The sequence below is a fragment of the Vibrio sp. 10N.286.49.E11 genome (assembly GCF_041469505.1).
Lineage (GTDB): Bacteria > Pseudomonadota > Gammaproteobacteria > Enterobacterales > Vibrionaceae > Vibrio > Vibrio crassostreae_C.
On record NZ_JBFRKQ010000042.1, the window covers coordinates 35461 to 54614 of the forward strand.

17 protein-coding genes are annotated in these 19154 nt (G+C 43.1%); 8 read left to right on the top strand and 9 right to left on the bottom strand.

Translation table 11 applies throughout. The features are described 5' to 3' along the window. Nucleotides 1–13: 13 nt before the first annotated feature. The 3 genes from AB4167_RS09880 to AB4167_RS09890 form a co-directional block, all read right to left on the bottom strand. Complete coding sequence (locus AB4167_RS09880; protein WP_017059829.1) at nucleotides 14–1285, bottom strand: DEAD/DEAH box helicase; 1272 nt, start codon at nucleotides 1283–1285, stop codon at nucleotides 14–16. Nucleotides 1286–1342: 57 nt separating this feature from the next. Continuing rightward, nucleotides 1343–1954 carry an ACP phosphodiesterase gene (locus AB4167_RS09885; protein WP_048612524.1) on the bottom strand — a complete coding sequence of 204 codons (612 nt, stop codon included), beginning with the start codon at nucleotides 1952–1954 and terminating at the stop codon, nucleotides 1343–1345. A 189-nt stretch (nucleotides 1955–2143) separates the two neighbouring features. Continuing rightward, nucleotides 2144–2272 (bottom strand): hypothetical protein, encoded by a 129-nt coding sequence (locus AB4167_RS09890; RefSeq protein WP_017059831.1) that lies wholly within the window; start codon nucleotides 2270–2272, stop codon nucleotides 2144–2146. A gap of 446 nt (nucleotides 2273–2718) precedes the next feature. On the opposite strand from AB4167_RS09890, the gene AB4167_RS09895 reads away from it, so the two are divergent. Together AB4167_RS09895 and AB4167_RS09900 are read left to right on the top strand one after the other, a co-directional pair. Continuing rightward, nucleotides 2719–3942, top strand: a complete 1224-nt coding sequence (locus AB4167_RS09895) for an aromatic amino acid transport family protein (RefSeq protein WP_017059832.1) — start codon at nucleotides 2719–2721, stop codon at nucleotides 3940–3942. A 148-nt stretch (nucleotides 3943–4090) separates the two neighbouring features. Further along, the gene (locus AB4167_RS09900; RefSeq protein ID WP_017064641.1) at nucleotides 4091–5515 is read left to right on the top strand and encodes a methyl-accepting chemotaxis protein; all 1425 of its coding nucleotides are present in this window, start codon (nucleotides 4091–4093) and stop codon (nucleotides 5513–5515) included. Between the two features lie 408 nt (nucleotides 5516–5923). Here AB4167_RS09900 and AB4167_RS09905 read toward each other — a convergent pair whose 3' ends face one another. The 3 genes from AB4167_RS09905 to AB4167_RS09915 all read right to left on the bottom strand — a co-directional run bounded on the left by AB4167_RS09905 (nucleotide 5924) and on the right by AB4167_RS09915 (nucleotide 9316). Beyond that, nucleotides 5924–6649, bottom strand: coding sequence for an HAD-IA family hydrolase (locus AB4167_RS09905; RefSeq protein ID WP_017059834.1), 726 nt, complete (start codon nucleotides 6647–6649; stop codon nucleotides 5924–5926). Between the two features lie 303 nt (nucleotides 6650–6952). Then, nucleotides 6953–8761 carry an HD domain-containing phosphohydrolase gene (locus tag AB4167_RS09910; RefSeq protein ID WP_372136470.1) on the bottom strand — a complete coding sequence of 603 codons (1809 nt, stop codon included), beginning with the start codon at nucleotides 8759–8761 and terminating at the stop codon, nucleotides 6953–6955. A 60-nt stretch (nucleotides 8762–8821) separates the two neighbouring features. Further along, nucleotides 8822–9316 carry a hypothetical protein gene (locus AB4167_RS09915; protein ID WP_017064644.1) on the bottom strand — a complete coding sequence of 165 codons (495 nt, stop codon included), beginning with the start codon at nucleotides 9314–9316 and terminating at the stop codon, nucleotides 8822–8824. A gap of 248 nt (nucleotides 9317–9564) precedes the next feature. On the opposite strand from AB4167_RS09915, the gene AB4167_RS09920 reads away from it, so the two are divergent. From AB4167_RS09920 to AB4167_RS09935, 4 genes are all read left to right on the top strand, one after another. After that, the gene (locus AB4167_RS09920) at nucleotides 9565–10044 is read left to right on the top strand and encodes a CreA family protein (RefSeq protein WP_017064645.1); all 480 of its coding nucleotides are present in this window, start codon (nucleotides 9565–9567) and stop codon (nucleotides 10042–10044) included. A 129-nt stretch (nucleotides 10045–10173) separates the two neighbouring features. Further along, nucleotides 10174–11478 carry an inosine/guanosine kinase gene (locus AB4167_RS09925; RefSeq protein ID WP_017064646.1) on the top strand — a complete coding sequence of 435 codons (1305 nt, stop codon included), beginning with the start codon at nucleotides 10174–10176 and terminating at the stop codon, nucleotides 11476–11478. A 294-nt stretch (nucleotides 11479–11772) separates the two neighbouring features. Continuing rightward, complete coding sequence (locus AB4167_RS09930) at nucleotides 11773–13521, top strand: formate--tetrahydrofolate ligase (RefSeq protein ID WP_372136471.1); 1749 nt, start codon at nucleotides 11773–11775, stop codon at nucleotides 13519–13521. Nucleotides 13522–13758: 237 nt separating this feature from the next. Then, nucleotides 13759–15663 carry a diguanylate cyclase gene (locus tag AB4167_RS09935; protein WP_065584255.1) on the top strand — a complete coding sequence of 635 codons (1905 nt, stop codon included), beginning with the start codon at nucleotides 13759–13761 and terminating at the stop codon, nucleotides 15661–15663. Nucleotides 15664–15726: 63 nt separating this feature from the next. On the opposite strand, the gene AB4167_RS09940 is transcribed toward AB4167_RS09935, so the two are convergent. After that, nucleotides 15727–16332, bottom strand: coding sequence for a beta-phosphoglucomutase family hydrolase (locus AB4167_RS09940; protein ID WP_017069882.1), 606 nt, complete (start codon nucleotides 16330–16332; stop codon nucleotides 15727–15729). A gap of 87 nt (nucleotides 16333–16419) precedes the next feature. On the opposite strand from AB4167_RS09940, the gene arfB reads away from it, so the two are divergent. Then, nucleotides 16420–16830 (top strand): alternative ribosome rescue aminoacyl-tRNA hydrolase ArfB, encoded by a 411-nt coding sequence (gene arfB, locus AB4167_RS09945; RefSeq protein ID WP_017059842.1) that lies wholly within the window; start codon nucleotides 16420–16422, stop codon nucleotides 16828–16830. A 93-nt stretch (nucleotides 16831–16923) separates the two neighbouring features. On the opposite strand, the gene AB4167_RS09950 is transcribed toward arfB, so the two are convergent. Further along, nucleotides 16924–17241 carry a helix-turn-helix transcriptional regulator gene (locus tag AB4167_RS09950; protein WP_102319706.1) on the bottom strand — a complete coding sequence of 106 codons (318 nt, stop codon included), beginning with the start codon at nucleotides 17239–17241 and terminating at the stop codon, nucleotides 16924–16926. Nucleotides 17242–17441: 200 nt separating this feature from the next. Between AB4167_RS09950 and AB4167_RS09955 the strand changes: the two genes are divergently transcribed. Beyond that, the gene (locus AB4167_RS09955) at nucleotides 17442–17768 is read left to right on the top strand and encodes a hypothetical protein (protein WP_029236416.1); all 327 of its coding nucleotides are present in this window, start codon (nucleotides 17442–17444) and stop codon (nucleotides 17766–17768) included. A 100-nt stretch (nucleotides 17769–17868) separates the two neighbouring features. Here AB4167_RS09955 and AB4167_RS09960 read toward each other — a convergent pair whose 3' ends face one another. Beyond that, nucleotides 17869–18930 (bottom strand): trypsin-like serine protease, encoded by a 1062-nt coding sequence (locus AB4167_RS09960; RefSeq protein ID WP_372136472.1) that lies wholly within the window; start codon nucleotides 18928–18930, stop codon nucleotides 17869–17871. Nucleotides 18931–19154: the final 224 nt, after the last annotated feature.

Below are 19154 nucleotides of genomic sequence, written 5' to 3' on the forward strand. Positions count from 1 at the left end.
TTTGTACAGCTTATTAGCGACGTGCTTTACCGCGGTTTTGGTGAATCTTAAGCTTCGCTTTCATCTTACGTTTTTCTGATGAACGGCTTTTGCTGCGACCACCACGATCGGGCGCTAGATCTTTTTCAAGGCTTGGTTCAAAGCCCTCTAGCCACTCTTGAGGCAAGCGAGTATCAAGTAATCGCTCAATATCACCCAATAGGTAAGCTTCATCCTGACTCATCAAAGAGATCGCTAAGCCGCTGTTACCCGCACGGCCAGTACGTCCGATGCGGTGAACATAATCTTCTGCTTTGAATGGCATGTCATAGTTCACAACTTGTTCTAGCTGCTGGATATCAATACCACGAGCTGCCACGTCGGTTGCGATCAACGCACGAACTTTGCCTGACTTGAAATCGTCCAGGGCTTTTTGACGCGCACCCTGGCTCTTATCGCCATTGATTGATGCCGCTTTAATGCCGTCTAACTTTAGCTCTTTAACGAGAGCATCAGTACCCTGCTTGGTCTTTGTGAACACCAACACTTGTTGCCAGTTTTTTGAGCCAATCAAATACGCTAACAATTCACTTTTACGCGACTTATCTACCGGGTAAACCATCTGTGTTACGGTTTCAGCGGTGCTGTTTTTTGGCGTAACTTGAATTTCACTTGGCTTTTGCATCATACGGTGTGCAATCGCTTTGATTTTGTTATCAAACGTTGCAGAGAAGAACAGGGTTTGACGCACTTCATTCATGCGAGAAAGAATACGTTTGATGTCAGGCATGAAACCCATATCTAACATACGGTCAGCTTCATCCAGTACCAGTACTTCCGTTTGGCTCAACATGATGTTTCTAGTGAACATGTGATCAATAAGACGACCAGGCGTCGCGACCAGGATATCTGCACCACCGCGTAGGTTATCAGTTTGAACCTTCATGCTAACGCCGCCGTAAGCCACCACGACTTTAATGTCGGTGCCCTTTGCGTAGCTAGTTAAGTTATCGAAAACCTGTTGTGCCAATTCACGAGTTGGTACTAACACAAGCGCACGAACGAGCTTAGGGTTCGGAATAACATTGTCTTTTGTCTCGATTAATCTTTGAATAATCGGTAAACCAAACGCGGCCGTTTTACCTGTACCCGTTTGAGCACCAGCAAGTACATCTTTGCCTTCTAATACCAATGGAATCGCTTGTTCTTGAACACTGGTAGGAGCCGTAAAATTAAGCTCAGACAGCGTGGCAAGAAGATGCTCAGATAATCCTAGTTGGTTAAAAGATTTTGTAGATTCAGACATAGTATGATGCTCAAAGATTAAATAGGCGCGGATTGTAGCAAACCTGCATTACGCTGTTTACCTTTCCTTTTGATTTTTCTTCATTTGAAGCGCATTAAACTGCTTCGCTTCTTCTAAAACGTTGGGATAAAGCTCATTAAAGTGACACTGCAACGTATCGTAGTGACGTTCGAGGTCATCGTAACATGCCTCGAGCATACCGAGCTTAGGCCTTCTCAACGCCATTCGCTGCAATACCACCTCTATAGACGACATGTCTTGATAGCTCTCTAACCATCGATGCTCAGCCATTTTCTGATGAACCATAACGAAATTTTCTGGCCAGTGTGGCTCTTGATGTTCAAAGATCTGCTCATGGCTATCTAAACAAAAACGTTCTAATGTCTGCTGTGAAAACTGAGCCCAATGATTGGCTAAGCAGTGATCCCAAAACACATCGAGTGCGATAGGCGCAAAGCGTCGTGTTTGGTCTGAGAAAAGTGATTTTGCAGAACGAGATACATCATGACGATCAGTATAGCTATCAACAAATCGATGAAGCCTAATACCGTCAGAAAGGGAATCAGAATAGTGTTTATTAGGGTCGCCTTTAACAAAATCACCTAACAGGTTACCTGCTAAGTTGCTGTTACAGTGCTTGGCGATGTGAAGGTGTGCGAGAAAGTTCATTGAACCTCATTAAAGTATCGAGAACTAAGTAACATGGTAAACGTACTCGTTTATCTTCGCGAACTTTAATGAGGATAGTTTTGGTATGACGTGTGAGCGAATACGATTTGCTCAGTTTAGAATTGTTTGCTTTGAGAAGCTTTAGCTTTAAAACGTTTCAGTTGAAACTGAATTAAAGATCTTAAAAGCTTAGTTCGAAGACTTGAAAAGCTCTTCTGCTAACTGTTTCACTGTCTGCTCATAGTCAGACAAATCAATGCCAATTTCCATAGCATCTAACAACTCTAGACTTTCGTCATTATAAGATTGGTCACTCATTGTGCCCCCTCTATTCCTTGATGTGGACATGATGTCCGATTAACTAGTGCACCATCTTGGACTTATATTATGTCACTTTGATGAACGCACTCTACTCTACCCATTCCATATTCATAGCTTAAAGCTACTCGCGATCATTAACGCTTTTTTGCGCTAAAGGGGTATACGCGAACGACATATGTACTGCCACCTTACACCAAGTACAACAAATTACTCTATAAATTTTGAAACCGATCATGGTCAAACGTTTGCTTTGCTCATTTGAATGCTGACACGCCCCTTTGTGTAAATATTAATTTACAGTGGATGTTTTTAATTACAATAAGAATTGCATTTGGAATTAAACTCAATCAGAATACTTCAAAATCGAGATATTCTTTGGGTTTATGCGCTTAAGCTAGAAGAATTACAATGAAAACACACCCTAACGTAAAGAATTATATACAATGAATAAATCAAAGGTTTTTGGTAGTACTTTGATCATTGCAGGCACAACCATTGGTGCTGGCATGCTCGCTCTTCCACTTGCTTCTGCAGGTATTGGCTTTTCAACTTCACTTTTCTTGATGCTGGGTTTATGGGCGTTAATGGCTTTTACTGCGCTATTAATGGTAGAGCTTCACCAATTCGCAGAATCTGACGCTACCCTACACACGTTAGCTCATACCATTTTGGGGACAAAAGGAAAGTGGATTGCGAGCTTCGCGGTGATGTTTCTTTTCTACGCTCTGTGTGCGGCATACATAGCTGGCGGCGGTGCGCAATTTAACCAACGAATTTCGGATATCGCGGGTATCGAACTTAATGCTCAAATCACCACGCTTCTATTTACCCTATTAGTTGCCGGCGTTGTTACGATTGGTACACACAGTGTTGATAAAGTTAACCGCGTTTTGTTTGGCTTAAAGCTTATCGCGATGGTTTTGGTACTCAGCTTCCTAGCGCCAAACATTACCTCTCAATACTTAATGAGCATGCCTTTACAGCAAGGCCTGATTGTTGCGGCTATTCCGGTTGTGTTTACCTCTTTTGGTTTCCACGGCAGCATCCCATCAATTGTTCGATACCTAGATGGTGACGTTCGTTCTTTACGTAAGGTAATGATTATTGGCTCGGCACTGCCTCTGGTTATCTACGTTTTCTGGCAAAGTGTTACTTTGGGCGTGATTAGCCAAGAGCAGTTGTTGTCTGACACAAGCTTGGGCGCGCTATTAGTCTCGCTATCGCAAACGGTTCATCAATCCAACCTAAGCGTGATCGTCGGTGTGTTTGCAGACCTTGCACTGCTGACATCTTTTATTGGTGTGAGCTTGGGCTTATTTGAATTCATGGGCGACTCACTGAGCAAGAAACTAGGTAACGCAAAACGTGTTAAGACAGCTGCTATCACCTTCTTACCGCCACTGGGGTTTGCCTTATTTTACCCACAAGGCTTCATCATGGCTTTAGGCTACGCAGCCATTGCACTTTCAGTGCTCGCGATTCTGTTACCAACAGTGATGGTCTACAAGGTTCGTTACACTGATTTCTCTGTCAAACCACAATCTTCAGAAGCCAGTTACCAAGTGTTAGGCGGTAGCAAAGCGTTGTTTTTAGCAGGTAGCGTTGGCGTATTTATCATTGCGATTCAAGTTCTTATTTCAGTAGGGTTACTGCCTTCTTTAGGCTAATAAACCTATACAGAACTAATTTACTTGATTCAGATCTCATAAATGACATATCACTATCATTAATTTTCACAATTAGTTGATTGAAGTCACATTTTTATTGAGGTCGGTTATTTAGAGTCCACGGTAAAGGATTTACCGTGGAGTTTTTATGAAAGAAGTACAATTTCGAACGATAGACAAACTGTTTATTAAGATGTCGATCAACGACAAGTTTTGGGTCATTTTCTTAATCTTTTTTGCCGCTCTGGCAAGCCTAGCTGGACTGAACTACGTCAACAAAATGGAACACATTGACGTAACTGCAAAACAGCAGGTCGAGTATCAACTGCAAGGCATTTTATCAGCATCAGATTCCCCGGCATCTGTTCGCTCTGTTAGCCAGCAAACTCGCGCTCAACAAACCACTATTTCAAACAATGGTTCTGTGACTGCCACAGCACTCGCACAAGATGGCAACTACTACTCACTTACCGTTTCAACTAACGATATACAGAATCAAAAGCAGCAAGCACTGTACACTTTATTACTGAGCTTCTTGTGGTGTGTGCCTTTTGGTCTTTTCTGTTACTGGGTAGCGACTTTCCTAGGCGGCGCACTTTGGGTTCTTTATTCAACGACTCAAAAGATTGGTGATGGTGACTTAACATCACGCCTTGGCTTCCACCCTGGCCGTGATGAGTTCGGCACGATTGGTTGTGCGCTTGACCGTTCAATGGACACGCTTAGTGAGTTAGTCAACAACGTAAACCACAGTGCAGCAACGCTAAGCGAAACATCGGCTTCTTTCGAAACTGAGATGAAGCGCAGCGAAACACAAATCATGAGCCAAAATGCCTCTCTAGACTCTGTAGCGACAGCAATGGATCAGATGACAGCTTCGGCAAATGAAGTCTCTAACATCTCTGCACGCTCAACTGAACAAACAGAACAAGACGCGCAGCAAATCAACGATAGCCACGCGAAGGTTCAACAGGCAATCTCGGAAATCACCACCCTTTCTTCTTTGATTGAGCAAACCTCATCTTCTGTTACTAGCTTGAATGTGAATACGAGCCAAATTAACGAGGTCATCACGACGATCAATGCTATTTCAGAGCAAACTAACTTACTTGCTTTAAATGCCGCGATTGAAGCCGCTCGTGCGGGCGAGCAAGGCCGAGGTTTCGCTGTTGTTGCTGATGAAGTAAGAACACTGGCAAGCCGCACTCAGTCGGCTACTGTAGAAATCCAAGCGATGATTGAACGCTTACAGCAAGAGAGCCAAAATATCGCGAAGATCACCGAACAGACGGTTGACCAAGCGCAAACCAGTAGCCAGTTGATTTCAAATATTGGTCACGACGTAAACTCGATTGCAGATTCAGCTCAAGCACTAATGGACATGAGTATCCAAATCGCAACATCAGCCGATGAGCAAAGTAACGTTGCCAATACGATTGCAGCAGAGCTTAACGATATTCGAAGCCAATCCGATGTGATTAAAGACGTGGCTCAGAATTCTTCAAATGGCGTATCTAGGCTAACAGAAGCGTCGGTTTCTCTATCTCAGACATTGGCACGCTACCGAACTTAAGGATCAACTGGTGAACTAGCGGCGTGAATTGAAAACAAACTAATGAGGACTCGTAATGGGTCCTTTCTTTTTGGCTTTTGTTTAATAACATTACAAGAACCATGGTCAATAACGATGACATTATCAATTACCATGAAGCAAGTCGCAAAGGAGAGATTAAGAAGTGTCAGAACTGTCTAATATTCGAGCTTAGGAGTAATCTAATTGAACGGGTCTTTTTTCGCTTACCCCCTTGCTGCAGGTGACACATAATGAATAAAACAGAAACACCAAACACCGACGACATTACATGCCCTTTATGCCAACACGACGAGTATCTGCTTTCAGAAAGTGGAGAAAAGTTTACTTGTGCATCTTGCGGTTTCCACACCAAACAATTTAGTAAGGTAGTCAGCCTTCAACTAAGCTCTACCCCACCAAAGCTGCAGAATTCGATATACCACCATTTGAGCAGTGCTTGCCATTAATCCAAACTGAAATTTCTTCTAAACTGTAGATATCCTGAGCCGCGAGTTCTGCTGAGTCGGCTTCGGGATCTACGATTGCTTCATCAATACTCGGGCGTAATCGAAACGATTGGATACCCGCGCGAACACCAGCCTCAATCCCTTTCAACGTATCATCCACGTAGATGCACTCATTTGGCAGAAAGCCCATGTTCATGGCCGTGTACATGATTAGATCAGGCTCTGGCTTCCAGCTGTTAGCATCAAAAGCTGAGAACACTTTGCCTTTGAAGTCGTCTAGCATGCCTGTCATCGCCAATGAAGATTCAACCCTAGATTTCGGTGCATTGGAAGCAATACAAAACTCGATGTCTTGTTGTTTGAGGAATTCAATAAGTTCGATAGCGCCATCCATCGGTTTTAAATGACGCTGGAACAGTGCTTGTAATTCATTGCGATATAACGGCTCAAGTGTATCAATCGAGATAGATAACCCAAGACGTTCTTGTGTATCCATTAAGATGTCGGCTAGCTTCCCGCCTTGAAAGTGCGCATAGCAGTCGTTGACGTTTAGCTCCGCTCCAAAGCCAGTGAAAACGTTCACCAAAGCTTGGCAGCACAGCTTTTCACTATCGATAAGTGTTCCGTCACAATCGAAAATCACACATTTAGTCTGTTCTAACCGCATAGGTATCTCACTCAGATTGAATCCAAGTTTTATCCTATAGTGTTCTTTCAATGCGCGAGATGATTGAGGTAACAGTTTGCAGATACAGGCTTATTTCTCTTCGCGAAATATGGAGTTGATCACTTTATCGCTCAGCATAAGCAACAGTTTTCATTAAATTAACCCAGATTCTACGAAACCAAATACTGCGAGGTTTACATAAGCTACTCAATTTCAGGAGAAAATATAAATCACTACTTCCTAGCCGGATCGTGGTGAATCGATAAAAAAAATGGCTTATAGGCTACTCAGATAGAGCGACAATTAGCTAACAACCGACTCTTCTAAGACCTTAGCTTCAAGCGAAGGTGAAGACGCATATTCTACAGTTCCAGTATCGGGGTACGAATCTCGGATAGCGACAAACTCGGATAAGTGTTTCAGTAGCAATTTAGTTAGCTGAGGATCAAACTGGTAGCCACACTCTCGCTCAAACAAATCGACCACCATATCTAACGGCCACGGTTCTTTGTAGCAACGTGCACTAAGCAGCGCATCAAACACATCGGCTACGGCAGTGATACGAGCAAACAGGTGTATTTCATCACCCACTTTTCCATTCGGGTATCCAGCACCATCCCAACGCTCGTGATGTTCGTTAGCAATGATTGCCGCGAGGTTGGTAATATCACCCGCTCCGCTCTTTAGTAAGTTATAGCCAGCCGTAGTATGAAGCTTCATCACCTCCCACTCTTGGTCGGTTAATTTCCCAGGTTTATCCAAGATTGATTCAGGGACTGAAATCTTACCCACATCGTGCATTGGGCTGATGATCTCAATCATCTCGACCTCGCGATGGCTCAAGCCACGATACTTAGCAAGCAGTGCAGACAACTTGGCTACACGCTTAACATGATTACCAGTTTCGCCAGAGCGGGTTTCAATTGCCTCTCCGAGAACATGAATCATATCCTTTTGGATATTCAAGGTCTGTTTCTGAAGCTTTAAGATTCGTTTGTTCTTATTCGCCAACTCTTTCTTTTGGCGCAGAGTAACGAATTGCATCAAGATGATCAGGCTCAAACCCGCAATCACCATCGACAGCCCCAATAACAACTGGAAGTTTTTGCGAATAAAGGACGAAGGCTCATTAATGAAAACCGCTTCATCAGGTAACGCGTTTGCACTAATCCCGTATCGCTTCATTGCAGGGTAATTGAATACAAAACGTTTGTTGTCTCCGGGAGTTAACGGTGTCGTAAACCCAAGAGGAAGGTATTTATCCAACGCATCGACAGCCTCTTCACCCATGCTTTGTGAGTGATTAACGTAGCCACCGAGTACATCACCCGAAATATAGAACTGCCACAAAGCAAACACCGGAGCAGCACTCGCTTTTGACAACGTATCCGCAATCTCTTGGTAAGTGTGATAAACCCCTTGCTTTAACTCGGTGTTGTAATGACTGAGCAATACCGCATCGTCCGCAGAGATCCCTTCCAAAAATTGGCTCGTATGCTCCAGCGACAAGTCGCGAATTTCTACGAGATTGATATTTGAAAATTCAGCCATCATTTTGTTCATTTCTTTATGAATCAATTCAGACGTGACACTGTAATCATTTACAAAATAGAGATTCTTTAGATTAGGTCTTAATTTGGAGATCAGCTTAATATTAACGTCTATCTGATCGTTCTCGTAAAGCACAGTTGCTCTGTCAGACACCGCGTACATGTCGGTGCTGAAATCATTGATGCCGGCTGCAACGACAGGTGTGGAGCGATCAATCAAATTAGGCAGAGATTCAAGAAAATTGGCTGCGTTATCGTCCGTCGCAATTACGCCATCAAATTTATAACCTGCATACTTCGCACGTAAGTAGTTCGCGAGAGAGTCGTAATACTCTGGGCTGTGGATACGCTTTGAATCCAAATACTCTATTGAGAGTTTAACTTCGGTTTGAGACTGACTGAACGCACTGTCTATCCCTTTTTGGAAGTCAGCAGTCCATTGATAAGAAGGTTCGTATGAGTGTAAAACTAGGATGCGTTTTATATCCCAGTCGTTAGCAAAACTGAGTGAAGAATAAGCGCTAACACATAATACAGCGATTGATATCAATAGCTTGTACATACAATACCCTTTAAATAAGACGGGGTATTGTACTTAGATTAACGCTTTGTCAAAGAATCTTTAGTTCTCGATCCATACTTTATCGCAAGAAGCATGATCTTGTGCCCAAAAATCGTGTAACTGCTTAGCAAAGTTGTTGATACTTTGACCATTTTCAGCAACGACATCCGAGATCAATAGGGAACCATCCGCTTCTGTGACGATAGCGCTCGCCACAACTTCACCGTTTTGAGTACCAATATATAATACATGATCGTCAGAAAGCATAATTTGGCTCAAGAACTCAAGCATGTGTGCCCTTTCGATTTCATCTTGGTAAACGCTTGCTTGGTTGAGTGAAAATAGCACGGTCAATTTATGGAAATCGACTTTATGCAGTTCATCAATTTGGGAAGGAGTTTGATCTTGTGCTAGGAGTTGGTATGTCTTGGATGGAAGTTTGCTTTGATAAAGTTCACGGCCGAGGAGGCTCTCTTTTGCGGGGTAAGCAATATCGAGCTGACTAAATAGCCATTGGTTTTTCTTGTGTGCAATTTCAGGTATTTCGTTATTCATTCTTTTAGTACCTACGGTTAGTATCCCCAAATATCGCAGTTATTTGGAAGACATACGGTCGGCTGAGGTGCCGAGCTACAAGCAGAGAGCATACAGAGCATGACCAAGGCCAACAAGTACTTTAAATGCTTCATATTTTTCATTATCCAACAACATCCTTTAAGAACTTAACGAAAAGCTCTACACTCGTATCCAAGCTTTCAATATCCTTATAGTAAACAGAACTATATAAATAAAAAGGACTTCTTATGAAAAAAGCCTTAATAGCAGCAGGTATCGTGACAATGTTAGCTGGCTGTTCGGACAACGAGGTTGGCGACGTCTCACTGGGTTTCTTCACAATGAAGGATATCAAGATGTCTTCATTAGATGACGATAAGATCGCGGGTGTTACCTGTCATATCGCATCAATCGAAGCAAACCTTAGCCTTTCTGATCCAAGTGATAGCTCTATATCTTGTCGTCAAACAGGTGAAATTACACCAGAAATGATTGCTCAAATAGACAAGAGTAAGTCTGGCGAAGTGGTATTCAAGCAATCGAAAAGTATCTTCTTTAAAACAATGAAGGTTCGTCGTATCTACGATGCAGAGAATCAGTCGCTGCTCTACTTGTCTTACACCACCAAAGAAACAGAAGGTAGCTTCAAACACAGCCTTTCAACTGTTCCACTATGGGGTACAGAGGCTTACGTTGATCCAGCGACGTTAGTACAGCCAACCGAGTAGTTTCAAACATATAGTTAGTTGAATCACCTGTACAGACATTGTGCAGGTGATTCAAAATGTAATAAAAATGAAAGAAACAGAAACAAAATGTGATATCATGCGGCAAAATTTTTTCACTGTATTTTTCATATGAAGTTTCCTGGACAGCGTAAATCTAAGCACTACTTTCCAACTCACGCACGTGATCCGTTGGTCAACCAAATTCAACAAACGCCTAAGCTTCACCGCGCAACGATTGTGGGTGTTGGCCAAACGATTGTTGATATCGAAGCCCGTGTTGACAACGAGTTCCTAGAAAAATACGAGCTGAGTAAAGGTCACTCACTGGTATTGGAAGAAAGTAAAGCAGATGCGCTGTATGAAGAGTTAGTAGAGCGCGGTTTGATCACGCATCAATACCCTGGCGATACTATTGGCAACACACTGCACAACTATTCCGTACTTGCAGACAGCAAATCTGTCCTGCTTGGCGTAATGTCTAAGAAGATCGAAGTTGGCTCATTTGGTTATCGTTACCTTTGCCGCACTTCTTCTCGTATGAATCTAAACCACCTTCAAACTGTTGATGGTCCAATCGGTCGTTGCTACACGCTTATTTCTGAAGATGGCGAACGTACGTTTGCAATCAATGAAGGCCACATGAACCAACTTCTTCCAGAAAGCATTCCTGAAAAAGTGTTCGAGAAAGCGTCTGCATTGGTTGTGTCGTCATACCTAATGCGTGGCAAACCTGAAGATCCGATGCCAAAAGCGGTACAAAAAGCGATTGAATACGCGAAAGCGCACAATGTGCCTGTTGTACTAACACTTGGTACTAAGTATGTGATCGAAGGCAACGCTGAATGGTGGCAAGAATACCTGAAAGAAAACGTAACCATCGTCGCGATGAACGAAGATGAAGGTGAAGCACTAACGGGTGAAAAAGATCCTCTATTGGCTGCTAACAAGGCACTTGAGTGGGTTGACCTAGTTCTATGTACTGCAGGCCCTATTGGTCTATACATGGCAGGTTACACTGACGAACCAGCGAAACGCGAAACCACACTGCCATTGTTACCGGGTAACATCCCTGAGTTCAATAAATACGAATTCAGCCGTGCGATGCGTAAGCAAGACTGTAAAGACCCAGTAAAAGTGTACTCTCACATTGGCCCTTACCTAGGCGGCCCACTTGAGATTAAGAATACCAATGGCGCTGGCGATGGTGCACTTTCAGCACTACTTCACGACATGGCAGCAAACAGCTACCACCACGTGAATGTACCAAACTCAGAGAAACACGAGCACGCTTGTCTGACGTACTCTTCACTGTCTCAAATTTGTAAGTACGCAAACCGTGTAAGCTACGAAGTGTTGACTCAGCACTCTCCTCGCCTTTCTCGTGCACTGCCTGAACGCGAAGATAGCTTAGAAGAAACATACTGGGATCGTTAATCGGCCATATTAGGTAGTTACCTCTTAAAGGTTAACGCCAAGTGAGATTACCCATTCCTTGAAGGGCTGCTATATGCAGCCCTTTTTGTATTCAACACAAATATAACGGCAGCTGAAGTTAATCATATCGAATATTTTGCTCGTTTAAGATTTGATCTCGCGCAATGACTCTTTAGATCTGTTATCTTCCAGCACATAATTCGTGTGGTTTGCCTTTACTTGGCAAATTTATACAGTACTATCGCCACGCAAACGTTTACGTACCACCTTTCGGTTCTGATATAAGGATCAAATATGCTGTCTGATATTGATATTTGTCGCTCTACTCCCCTTAAAAACATCAGTGAGGTTGCCAAGCAAGCTGGCCTGCACCACAACGAACATCAGCCATTAGGGCAATTCAAATCTAAAGTGTCTCTCACATCACTTGAACGCCTCGCCAACCAACAAGATGGTAAGTTAGTCGTAATCACGGCGATCACACCGACACCTCTTGGTGAAGGCAAAACCGTCACTACTATCGGATTAGCACAAGGCCTCGCAAAGATTAACCAATCTGCAATGGCCTGCATTCGTCAGCCTTCAATGGGCCCGGTATTTGGTGTAAAAGGCGGCGCAGCGGGCGGTGGTTACTCTCAAGTTGCCCCTATGGAACAATTAAACCTGCATCTGACAGGCGATATTCATGCTGTTACGGCCGCTCACAACCTCGCCTCTGCCGCCATTGACGCACGTTTGTATCATGAGCAGCGTGAAGGGTTAGAAGCCTTTGAAGCGCGCTCAGGCTTAAAAGCACTGGATATCGACCCAAGCAGAATCGTTTGGCGACGTGTACTTGACCACAATGATCGCGCATTACGCATGATCACGGTTGGCAAAAACGAAGCAGATAAAACAATTAACGGCTTTGAACGCGAAGATGGATTTGATATCTCAGCCGCTTCAGAGCTAATGGCCATTCTTGCTCTAGCCAATAACCTTCAAGATTTGAGAAAGCGTATCGGACGAGTGGTACTTGCTTACAACAAACAAGGCTTGCCGCTAATCGCAGATGACTTCAACGTTGCAGGCGCAATGACCGTAACCATGAAGGATTCTATTGAACCAACATTGATGCAAACCCTTGAAGGCGTCCCTACCCTAATTCACGCCGGGCCTTTCGCGAACATCGCACATGGTAACTCTTCAATTATTGCCGATAAGATAGCGTTAAAACTGAGTGACTTTGTTGTGACCGAAGGTGGTTTTGGCTCAGACATGGGTTTTGAGAAAGCATGCAACATAAAAGCGAAAGCGTCGAACAAAAAGCCCGATTGCGCTGTGGTTGTTGCAACATTACGTGGATTAAAGGCCAACTCTGGTTTATACGATTTGAGACCGGGCACTCCATTACCAGATTCAATTTTTAATGATGACCAAGACGCGCTAATTGCAGGCTTTGAGAACCTAAAATGGCACATCAACAACGTTAAGCAATACCAAGTGCCTACAGTTGTTGCGATTAACCGATTCCCACAAGACTCAGCGCAAGAGCTCGATGTTTTGAAGCAGATGATCACCGACTTCGATCCAAGCGTTAGCGTTGAAGTAAGCGAAGCATTTGGTCAAGGTGGCGAAGGGGCAACTCAACTGGCTCACGCTGTAGTAAAAGCTTGCCAAAAACAGAGTGAATTTAAGCCTTTGTATCACTCAGAGCAAAGCCTAGAAGAAAAGCTGATGGCAGTTGCTGAAGTTGGCTATGGCGCGGCAAGTATTTCGCTATCTCCACTGGCTAAAAAACAGCTGGCTGAATTCAAACTTCATGGCTATAGCGACCTATCGGTTTGTTTGGCAAAAACACCACTATCAATCTCGACAGAAGCACACATTAAAGGTGCACCAACCCAATTTGACGTGCCTGTTAGAGAACTAAAATTGTGTGCTGGTGCTGGCTTTATTTACGCGTTGTGCGGCAATCTGATGACCATGCCAGGCTTGCCTGACAAACCGGCATTCATGTCGTTAGATATTGATAGTAATGGAAATATCGTTGGCCTAAGCTAGCTGCCCTTAGTTAGATAATCGGCAATTAATCGCGATTAATTTAGCTTAGGTTTCGGAGCAGTGTTCTATATTGAGTAATCATTTACTAACGAAGTGATTGCTCAACAATCAAGCTTAAATGCAAAAAGTTGCACTTAAATCGTAGTTATATGCGAATCTTGTCTTAACTTCTCGGTCAAGATCACATTAAAAACCCTATAAAATATATAGTATTGCGCTGATTCTTTGAGGACAGTGATGAATACAAGTATAAAAAAACTAGTCAGCCAATTTCTATGTACCATCTTTGCCCTAGGACTAGTCCCTGCCCTCTACATCAATTCTGAACTTGACAGAATTGATGCTCAGCACACTCTAAATATTAAGCAGTCTAGCCAAAATCAAATCGAATACAGCTTTCATGAACTCGCTGTTATTGTTGAGCAAATCTCTAACTCTGTTCCTTCAATCGCCGACTCTCAAACACTACTCCGAGCGATTCGAGAACCTTCTATTATCCATAAAGAAACCCTGCAAGATCTTTGGGTGATGTTAGCTCGTGGCCAAAAATACTATTCTCAGCTTCGTTACCTCGATCTAGCTGGCAACGAAGTGTTTCGCGTTAATTATAAAGACAATCAAGCAATCGTGGTTCCAGATAGTGAACTGCAGAACAAGTCTTCGCGTGATTACTATGAGGTACTACAGCAATTAAAGATTGGTGAGATTAGCTCTCGCGGTATTGATCTTGAAGTCGAAAACGGAGAGATCGTTCGCCCTTTGATTCCAGCGCTACGCATTATGACGCCAGTCGCTGAAAACAACCGCATTATTGGTTACTTCATCGCAAACCTGAACATGCTTGAGATTTATAAGCGCCTTCACTATCAAATTGGTGCATCTTCTGCTGTTCCTATTATTCTCAACAAAACCGGACACATAATCATGGGGCCGGATCCTACGGAATCTTTCGGACATGTAATTGAATCACGTTCAGAGCAGACTTACGCAAAGTTATACCCTGAGCTTTGGACTGCGATTCAAGACAAGACATCTTCGAGCTATTTCGATGGTGAGAACTGGTATTTTCATTCCGACATCAGCCCTAAAATCAAACAGTTTGAAGGCCCTATTTACATGGTTCTTCACATTGAAAATCAGCAGTTCAGCAGTCAATACCGACAAGAAAAACAAGCGATCGTCGTTCAGATCATCACCTTGTCTTTCTTGATTTCGATGATCTCCGCTGGCTTCGTATTGTGGAACAGCAACCACAAGAAGAACAGTATCGAGAGCCAACTTGCTAAGGCCGCAATGAATGGCATGTCTGCCTTGGTGATTACCGACAGAAACAACCGAATCATCAAAGTAAACCAAGAGTTCACCCGTGTGAGTGGCTACGAGTTAGAAGACGTAAAAGGCCGCCAACCGTCCATGTTTGCCTCTGGTCGCTACAACGAAGAGTTCTACATCAAGATGTGGAGCATCATCAAAGAGAAAGGCATGTGGGAAGGCGAAGTGGTTAATCGTCGTAAAGACGGGTCTTTGATCACGGAAATATTGCGAATCCAAACCATTAAAGACTCGAAAGACGTGATTCAGTTTTATGTCGCTTCATTTGTGGATATAAGTAAACACAAAGAGCTAGAAAACAAACTGAGAAACCTGAGTGAAAAAGATGCCTTAGCTGGGTGTTGGAACCGCCGTAAATTCGATCTTGAGCTGCGAGATGAGTGCTCTCGTGTTAATCGTTACCCTACTCGCGAACAGTCTTGTTTAGCGATTTTGGACATAGACCACTTCAAACGCATCAACGACAGATTTGGTCACGATTATGGAGATCGCGTCATTCAAACCGTTGCTCAAGTATTACAACGAGAGTGCCGAGAAACTGATTTTGTGGCTCGTATTGGTGGCGAAGAGTTTGGCGTTATTCTGCCTCATACCACAACAGAAGAAGCTGAGTATGTACTTAACAGATTGAGAATCGCAGTCAGTATTGAGCTCGATAACGTGGTGACGGTCAGTGGTGGAATTACCAACCTGACCAACGACCCTGCTCTTAACTACAAGTGCGCCGATTTAGCACTTTATGAAGCCAAAGCAGCAGGTCGAAACAGTGTGTGCCTGTTCCTAGACAGCGAAATGAGCGAAATCGCCTAACAGAAAATCAGTATTGTTCCGCTAGGCTATTAGTTTGGCGGTTTAACAACCCAATCCTTGCAATCAGCTTGGTGCAGGATAGAACTCTAGTTTGTTCCCCTCTACCACTAGAATACAATCCATGTTCGCAGCATGAGCAGCCTGCTTACCTAGGTTCGTATCTTCAAACACAACACACTGCTTTGGCTGCAAACCCATACCAAAACACGCATCTAAGAAAGTATCCGGATTTGGTTTGTGATTCTTAACGTCTGTTGCTGTCACGAGAATATCGAGCTTACTCAAGATCTCTGTCTTATCCAGTAACTGTTCGGCACTTTTACGTTGACTGCCCGTTCCGACTGCAATCTTCTTGTTACCCAGATGCTCTAACAACAGAGAGTGAGTACAAGGGATAACGTCTCCTTTGTCTTCGATAGCCGCAAACGACGCCATTTTAAACGTAGAAACCGCTTGTGGGTCGAGCGATAAACCGTATTTGCTGTTCACCTCACCGGCTATCTTATAACTCGGCATGCCACCTAAGCTATGCAGCCAAGACGCTTCAAAATGAAAGCCAAACTCTTCAGCCGTTCGCTCCCACGCCTTTACATGTGCAGGCATTGTATCGATCAACGTACCGTCCATATCAAAGATTAATCCTTCATATGCCGTTAAATCTATTTTCATCACTACTACCACTCTTAAATAAAGTTACTGATACCATAACCAATATTCAGTATCATGGCGCCATATTACCGTTCAAAATGGATGTTTATGTTACAAATATCTAACTCTGTTTCGATTCAAGACTGGGAACTCCAGTTAACAGCGATCAGAGCACAAGGAGCCGGCGGTCAGAACGTCAATAAAGTATCGAGCGCGATACATTTACGTTTTGATATCAAGCACTCTACCCTACCTGACTTCTATAAAGAAAAGCTCCTCGCACACAAAGATAGCCGCATCACCAAAGACGGTGTGATTATCATTAAAGCGCAACAGTATAGAACTCAGGAACAAAACCGAGATGATGCTTTAGTGCGCTTGAAAGAATTGATCTTGGAAGCGACAAAGGTTCAAAAAGTAAGACGAGCAACTAAGCCGACGCGTGGCTCTCAGAAAAGACGTTTAGAAAGCAAAAAACAAAGAAGCACCACCAAACAGCTGCGTGGAAGAGTGAGCTGATGGCTTCATGCCCTCAGAGAACACATTACCCTAGAAGTATCTGTCAATTTGACTAACGAATCGATCTATTACGCTGTTTATTTGAAAGAAAGACTACTGCTTCTTTTTGACCGACAAAATCAGCTTGATAAACAACAGGCGCTCTTCGCTGGTCAGCAGACGACTGACCGCAGCTACATCTTCCGCTGTTACTTGTGATGCGCCAACAATATCAAGCACCACATCCAAATCCGTCACTTTTAAGGTTCTAGTGATTGAACGATACTGAGACATCTTGATGTCCGCCTCTCCGCGTTCAATCCTTTGATAGGTTTTTAAGCTCATTCCTGCACTCGAGGCTAACTTTTCTTGAGACAAGTTGGCTTGTTTCCTACGCTCAATCAGCGCCAATATTATGGGTTCTTGTGACATAAGCTCATCCTCAAAAGACAGTTATGTCCTAAATTCAGCAAGAAGCAGACCATATTGACTTGTGATGGTTTACATAAGCCATCAAAGGCATATTATTCGCTTGATAAAACCGTTACGTTTCATAAACCTTCACACTGATATCAGTTGTGAACGTACAGGCTAGGTAACTTGAGTATTCAAGTGTTGGGAAATAATAAAAATTGCATATTGCGAATAAGAAAGACGTCAAATTGGAAATTGCGAATCGCTATACATTGGCATTTCCTTGCATTAGTCACGCATTAGAATCAGACAATCCCCGCCCAGAAATTATTGCAATACAACATAAGCTACTCACGTACAAAGAGGTGTTGCTGCACGGGAACATGTTGGAAGGTAAGGAATTAAAGCAAGCTTTTTCTGCATTGAACGAAAATGAAAAAGGTGTGGCTCAAGGTGGGATTAAAAGCATCAATGCTGCGATAAAAGAGATGGATGAGATTCTAGAAAGATACAGCCGTAAAGCGGTTATCGAGCTGAGTAACTAGTTCTACAAGCAACTAACCAACTGCACACCTGCAAAAGTAAAAAATAAAAAGTCGACGCTATCTTTAAATAAAGCGTCGACTTGTTCAAAACATTGAAGATCTAACGTTTAACTGCTTTTCTAACACCAGCAATCAACATCAGCATCCCTAGCAAACCAAATGAAATACCTCCGCCACTGCTACCAGAGCCAGTTGACGCACTTGTCCCAGCAACAGCAACTCGTTTTGCCTCTGTCGCGGTAAACTGGACAGTTTCCGTGCTATCATTTACCCCTTTAGTTACATCCGTAATCCAATCTTTATAATCATATACCTCTGTAAATACAGATGTTACGCCGATGTCATCACCGCAAGTAGTCGGCCCAAAACTCGTTATACCGACCTGTTCATATGTAGAGCCATTTTTCCAAAACACCGGACCACCAGAATCGCCTTGGCATGTACCCCCGTATAAGCCATTATTCGGTCCGTTACCGTTGAAACAAATTTGTTTATCAGTGACTAACGGACCGAAAACAGCTTTACAATTAAGAGTATCAACATATGTCAGGTCAACTTGTTGTAGCAATGTCGTACCATCAACATCAGTCTCGATGTCACCATGGCCAACTGCAACGAAATCATTCGCAGCATTAAGGTATGTATCAAATTGAGGGATAACAGTTTCAGCTGAGGATTGAAGGTTAAGAGAAGCTTCTAACTTTAAAATCGCAATATCATTTCTTAATAGTTGATTGATACTGTTTGAATAATCCGTTCGATAATACACCTCAGATACTCGTACTTTCTGGATGCTACCGTTAGGGAATAGAGAAGTATCTTCCAATTGAGGAACAACTACCGTGAAAAGTTGAGCATTCTCATCACCATAAATACAGTGTGCAGCAGTCAGTACATGATAGTTATCTAAAATTGTCGCACCACAGTAAGGGCCTGTTGAGTAAACACCGTCATAATCAATACGATCAATGAACAAGCTTGCCATCGAAGGAAATTCCGTGACTGAAGCGTCGCTACCATTCACAATATAGGGTGTTACACCCAAATCAGGAGTACTTTCGTCCGTGTTTTCTGTCGCCATAACACTTGATGTGTAAATCATTGGCGCTAAAAGCCCTAAAACGGCTTTACGAACCGGACTCATTGTATGGTTTACGTTCATAGTTAACTCCTTGTAACCCCTACTACTTATTTACAAAAATGATGAATCGTCACCATAACACGTCACAATCGTGATTATAGTAAGTATTTGTAACGATATCGCCACATATCTCATTTTATAAACGAATTTTAAGTAACCGTTGTTAGTGGGTAACGTTAAAAGCAATACGTTACCAAAGACATACGCTACCAAAATCAAAAAAGCCTACCGTTAGGCTTCCCAAT

Excerpts from the sequence above, each read along its gene's own strand:
- AB4167_RS09880 (WP_017059829.1), bottom strand. The coding sequence starts at position 1,285 with ATGTCTGAATCTACAAAATCTTTTAACCAACTAGGATTATCTGAGCAT.
- AB4167_RS09885 (WP_048612524.1), bottom strand. The coding sequence starts at position 1,954 with ATGAACTTTCTCGCACACCTTCACATCGCCAAGCACTGTAACAGCAAC.
- AB4167_RS09890 (WP_017059831.1), bottom strand. The coding sequence starts at position 2,272 with ATGAGTGACCAATCTTATAATGACGAAAGTCTAGAGTTGTTAGATGCT.
- AB4167_RS09895 (WP_017059832.1), top strand. The coding sequence starts at position 2,719 with ATGAATAAATCAAAGGTTTTTGGTAGTACTTTGATCATTGCAGGCACA.
- AB4167_RS09900 (WP_017064641.1), top strand. The coding sequence starts at position 4,091 with ATGAAAGAAGTACAATTTCGAACGATAGACAAACTGTTTATTAAGATG.
- AB4167_RS09905 (WP_017059834.1), bottom strand. The coding sequence starts at position 6,649 with ATGCGGTTAGAACAGACTAAATGTGTGATTTTCGATTGTGACGGAACA.
- AB4167_RS09910 (WP_372136470.1), bottom strand. The coding sequence starts at position 8,761 with ATGTACAAGCTATTGATATCAATCGCTGTATTATGTGTTAGCGCTTAT.
- AB4167_RS09915 (WP_017064644.1), bottom strand. The coding sequence starts at position 9,316 with ATGAATAACGAAATACCTGAAATTGCACACAAGAAAAACCAATGGCTA.
- AB4167_RS09920 (WP_017064645.1), top strand. The coding sequence starts at position 9,565 with ATGAAAAAAGCCTTAATAGCAGCAGGTATCGTGACAATGTTAGCTGGC.
- AB4167_RS09925 (WP_017064646.1), top strand. The coding sequence starts at position 10,174 with ATGAAGTTTCCTGGACAGCGTAAATCTAAGCACTACTTTCCAACTCAC.
- AB4167_RS09930 (WP_372136471.1), top strand. The coding sequence starts at position 11,773 with ATGCTGTCTGATATTGATATTTGTCGCTCTACTCCCCTTAAAAACATC.
- AB4167_RS09935 (WP_065584255.1), top strand. The coding sequence starts at position 13,759 with ATGAATACAAGTATAAAAAAACTAGTCAGCCAATTTCTATGTACCATC.
- AB4167_RS09940 (WP_017069882.1), bottom strand. The coding sequence starts at position 16,332 with ATGAAAATAGATTTAACGGCATATGAAGGATTAATCTTTGATATGGAC.
- arfB (WP_017059842.1), top strand. The coding sequence starts at position 16,420 with ATGTTACAAATATCTAACTCTGTTTCGATTCAAGACTGGGAACTCCAG.
- AB4167_RS09950 (WP_102319706.1), bottom strand. The coding sequence starts at position 17,241 with ATGTCACAAGAACCCATAATATTGGCGCTGATTGAGCGTAGGAAACAA.
- AB4167_RS09960 (WP_372136472.1), bottom strand. The coding sequence starts at position 18,930 with ATGAACGTAAACCATACAATGAGTCCGGTTCGTAAAGCCGTTTTAGGG.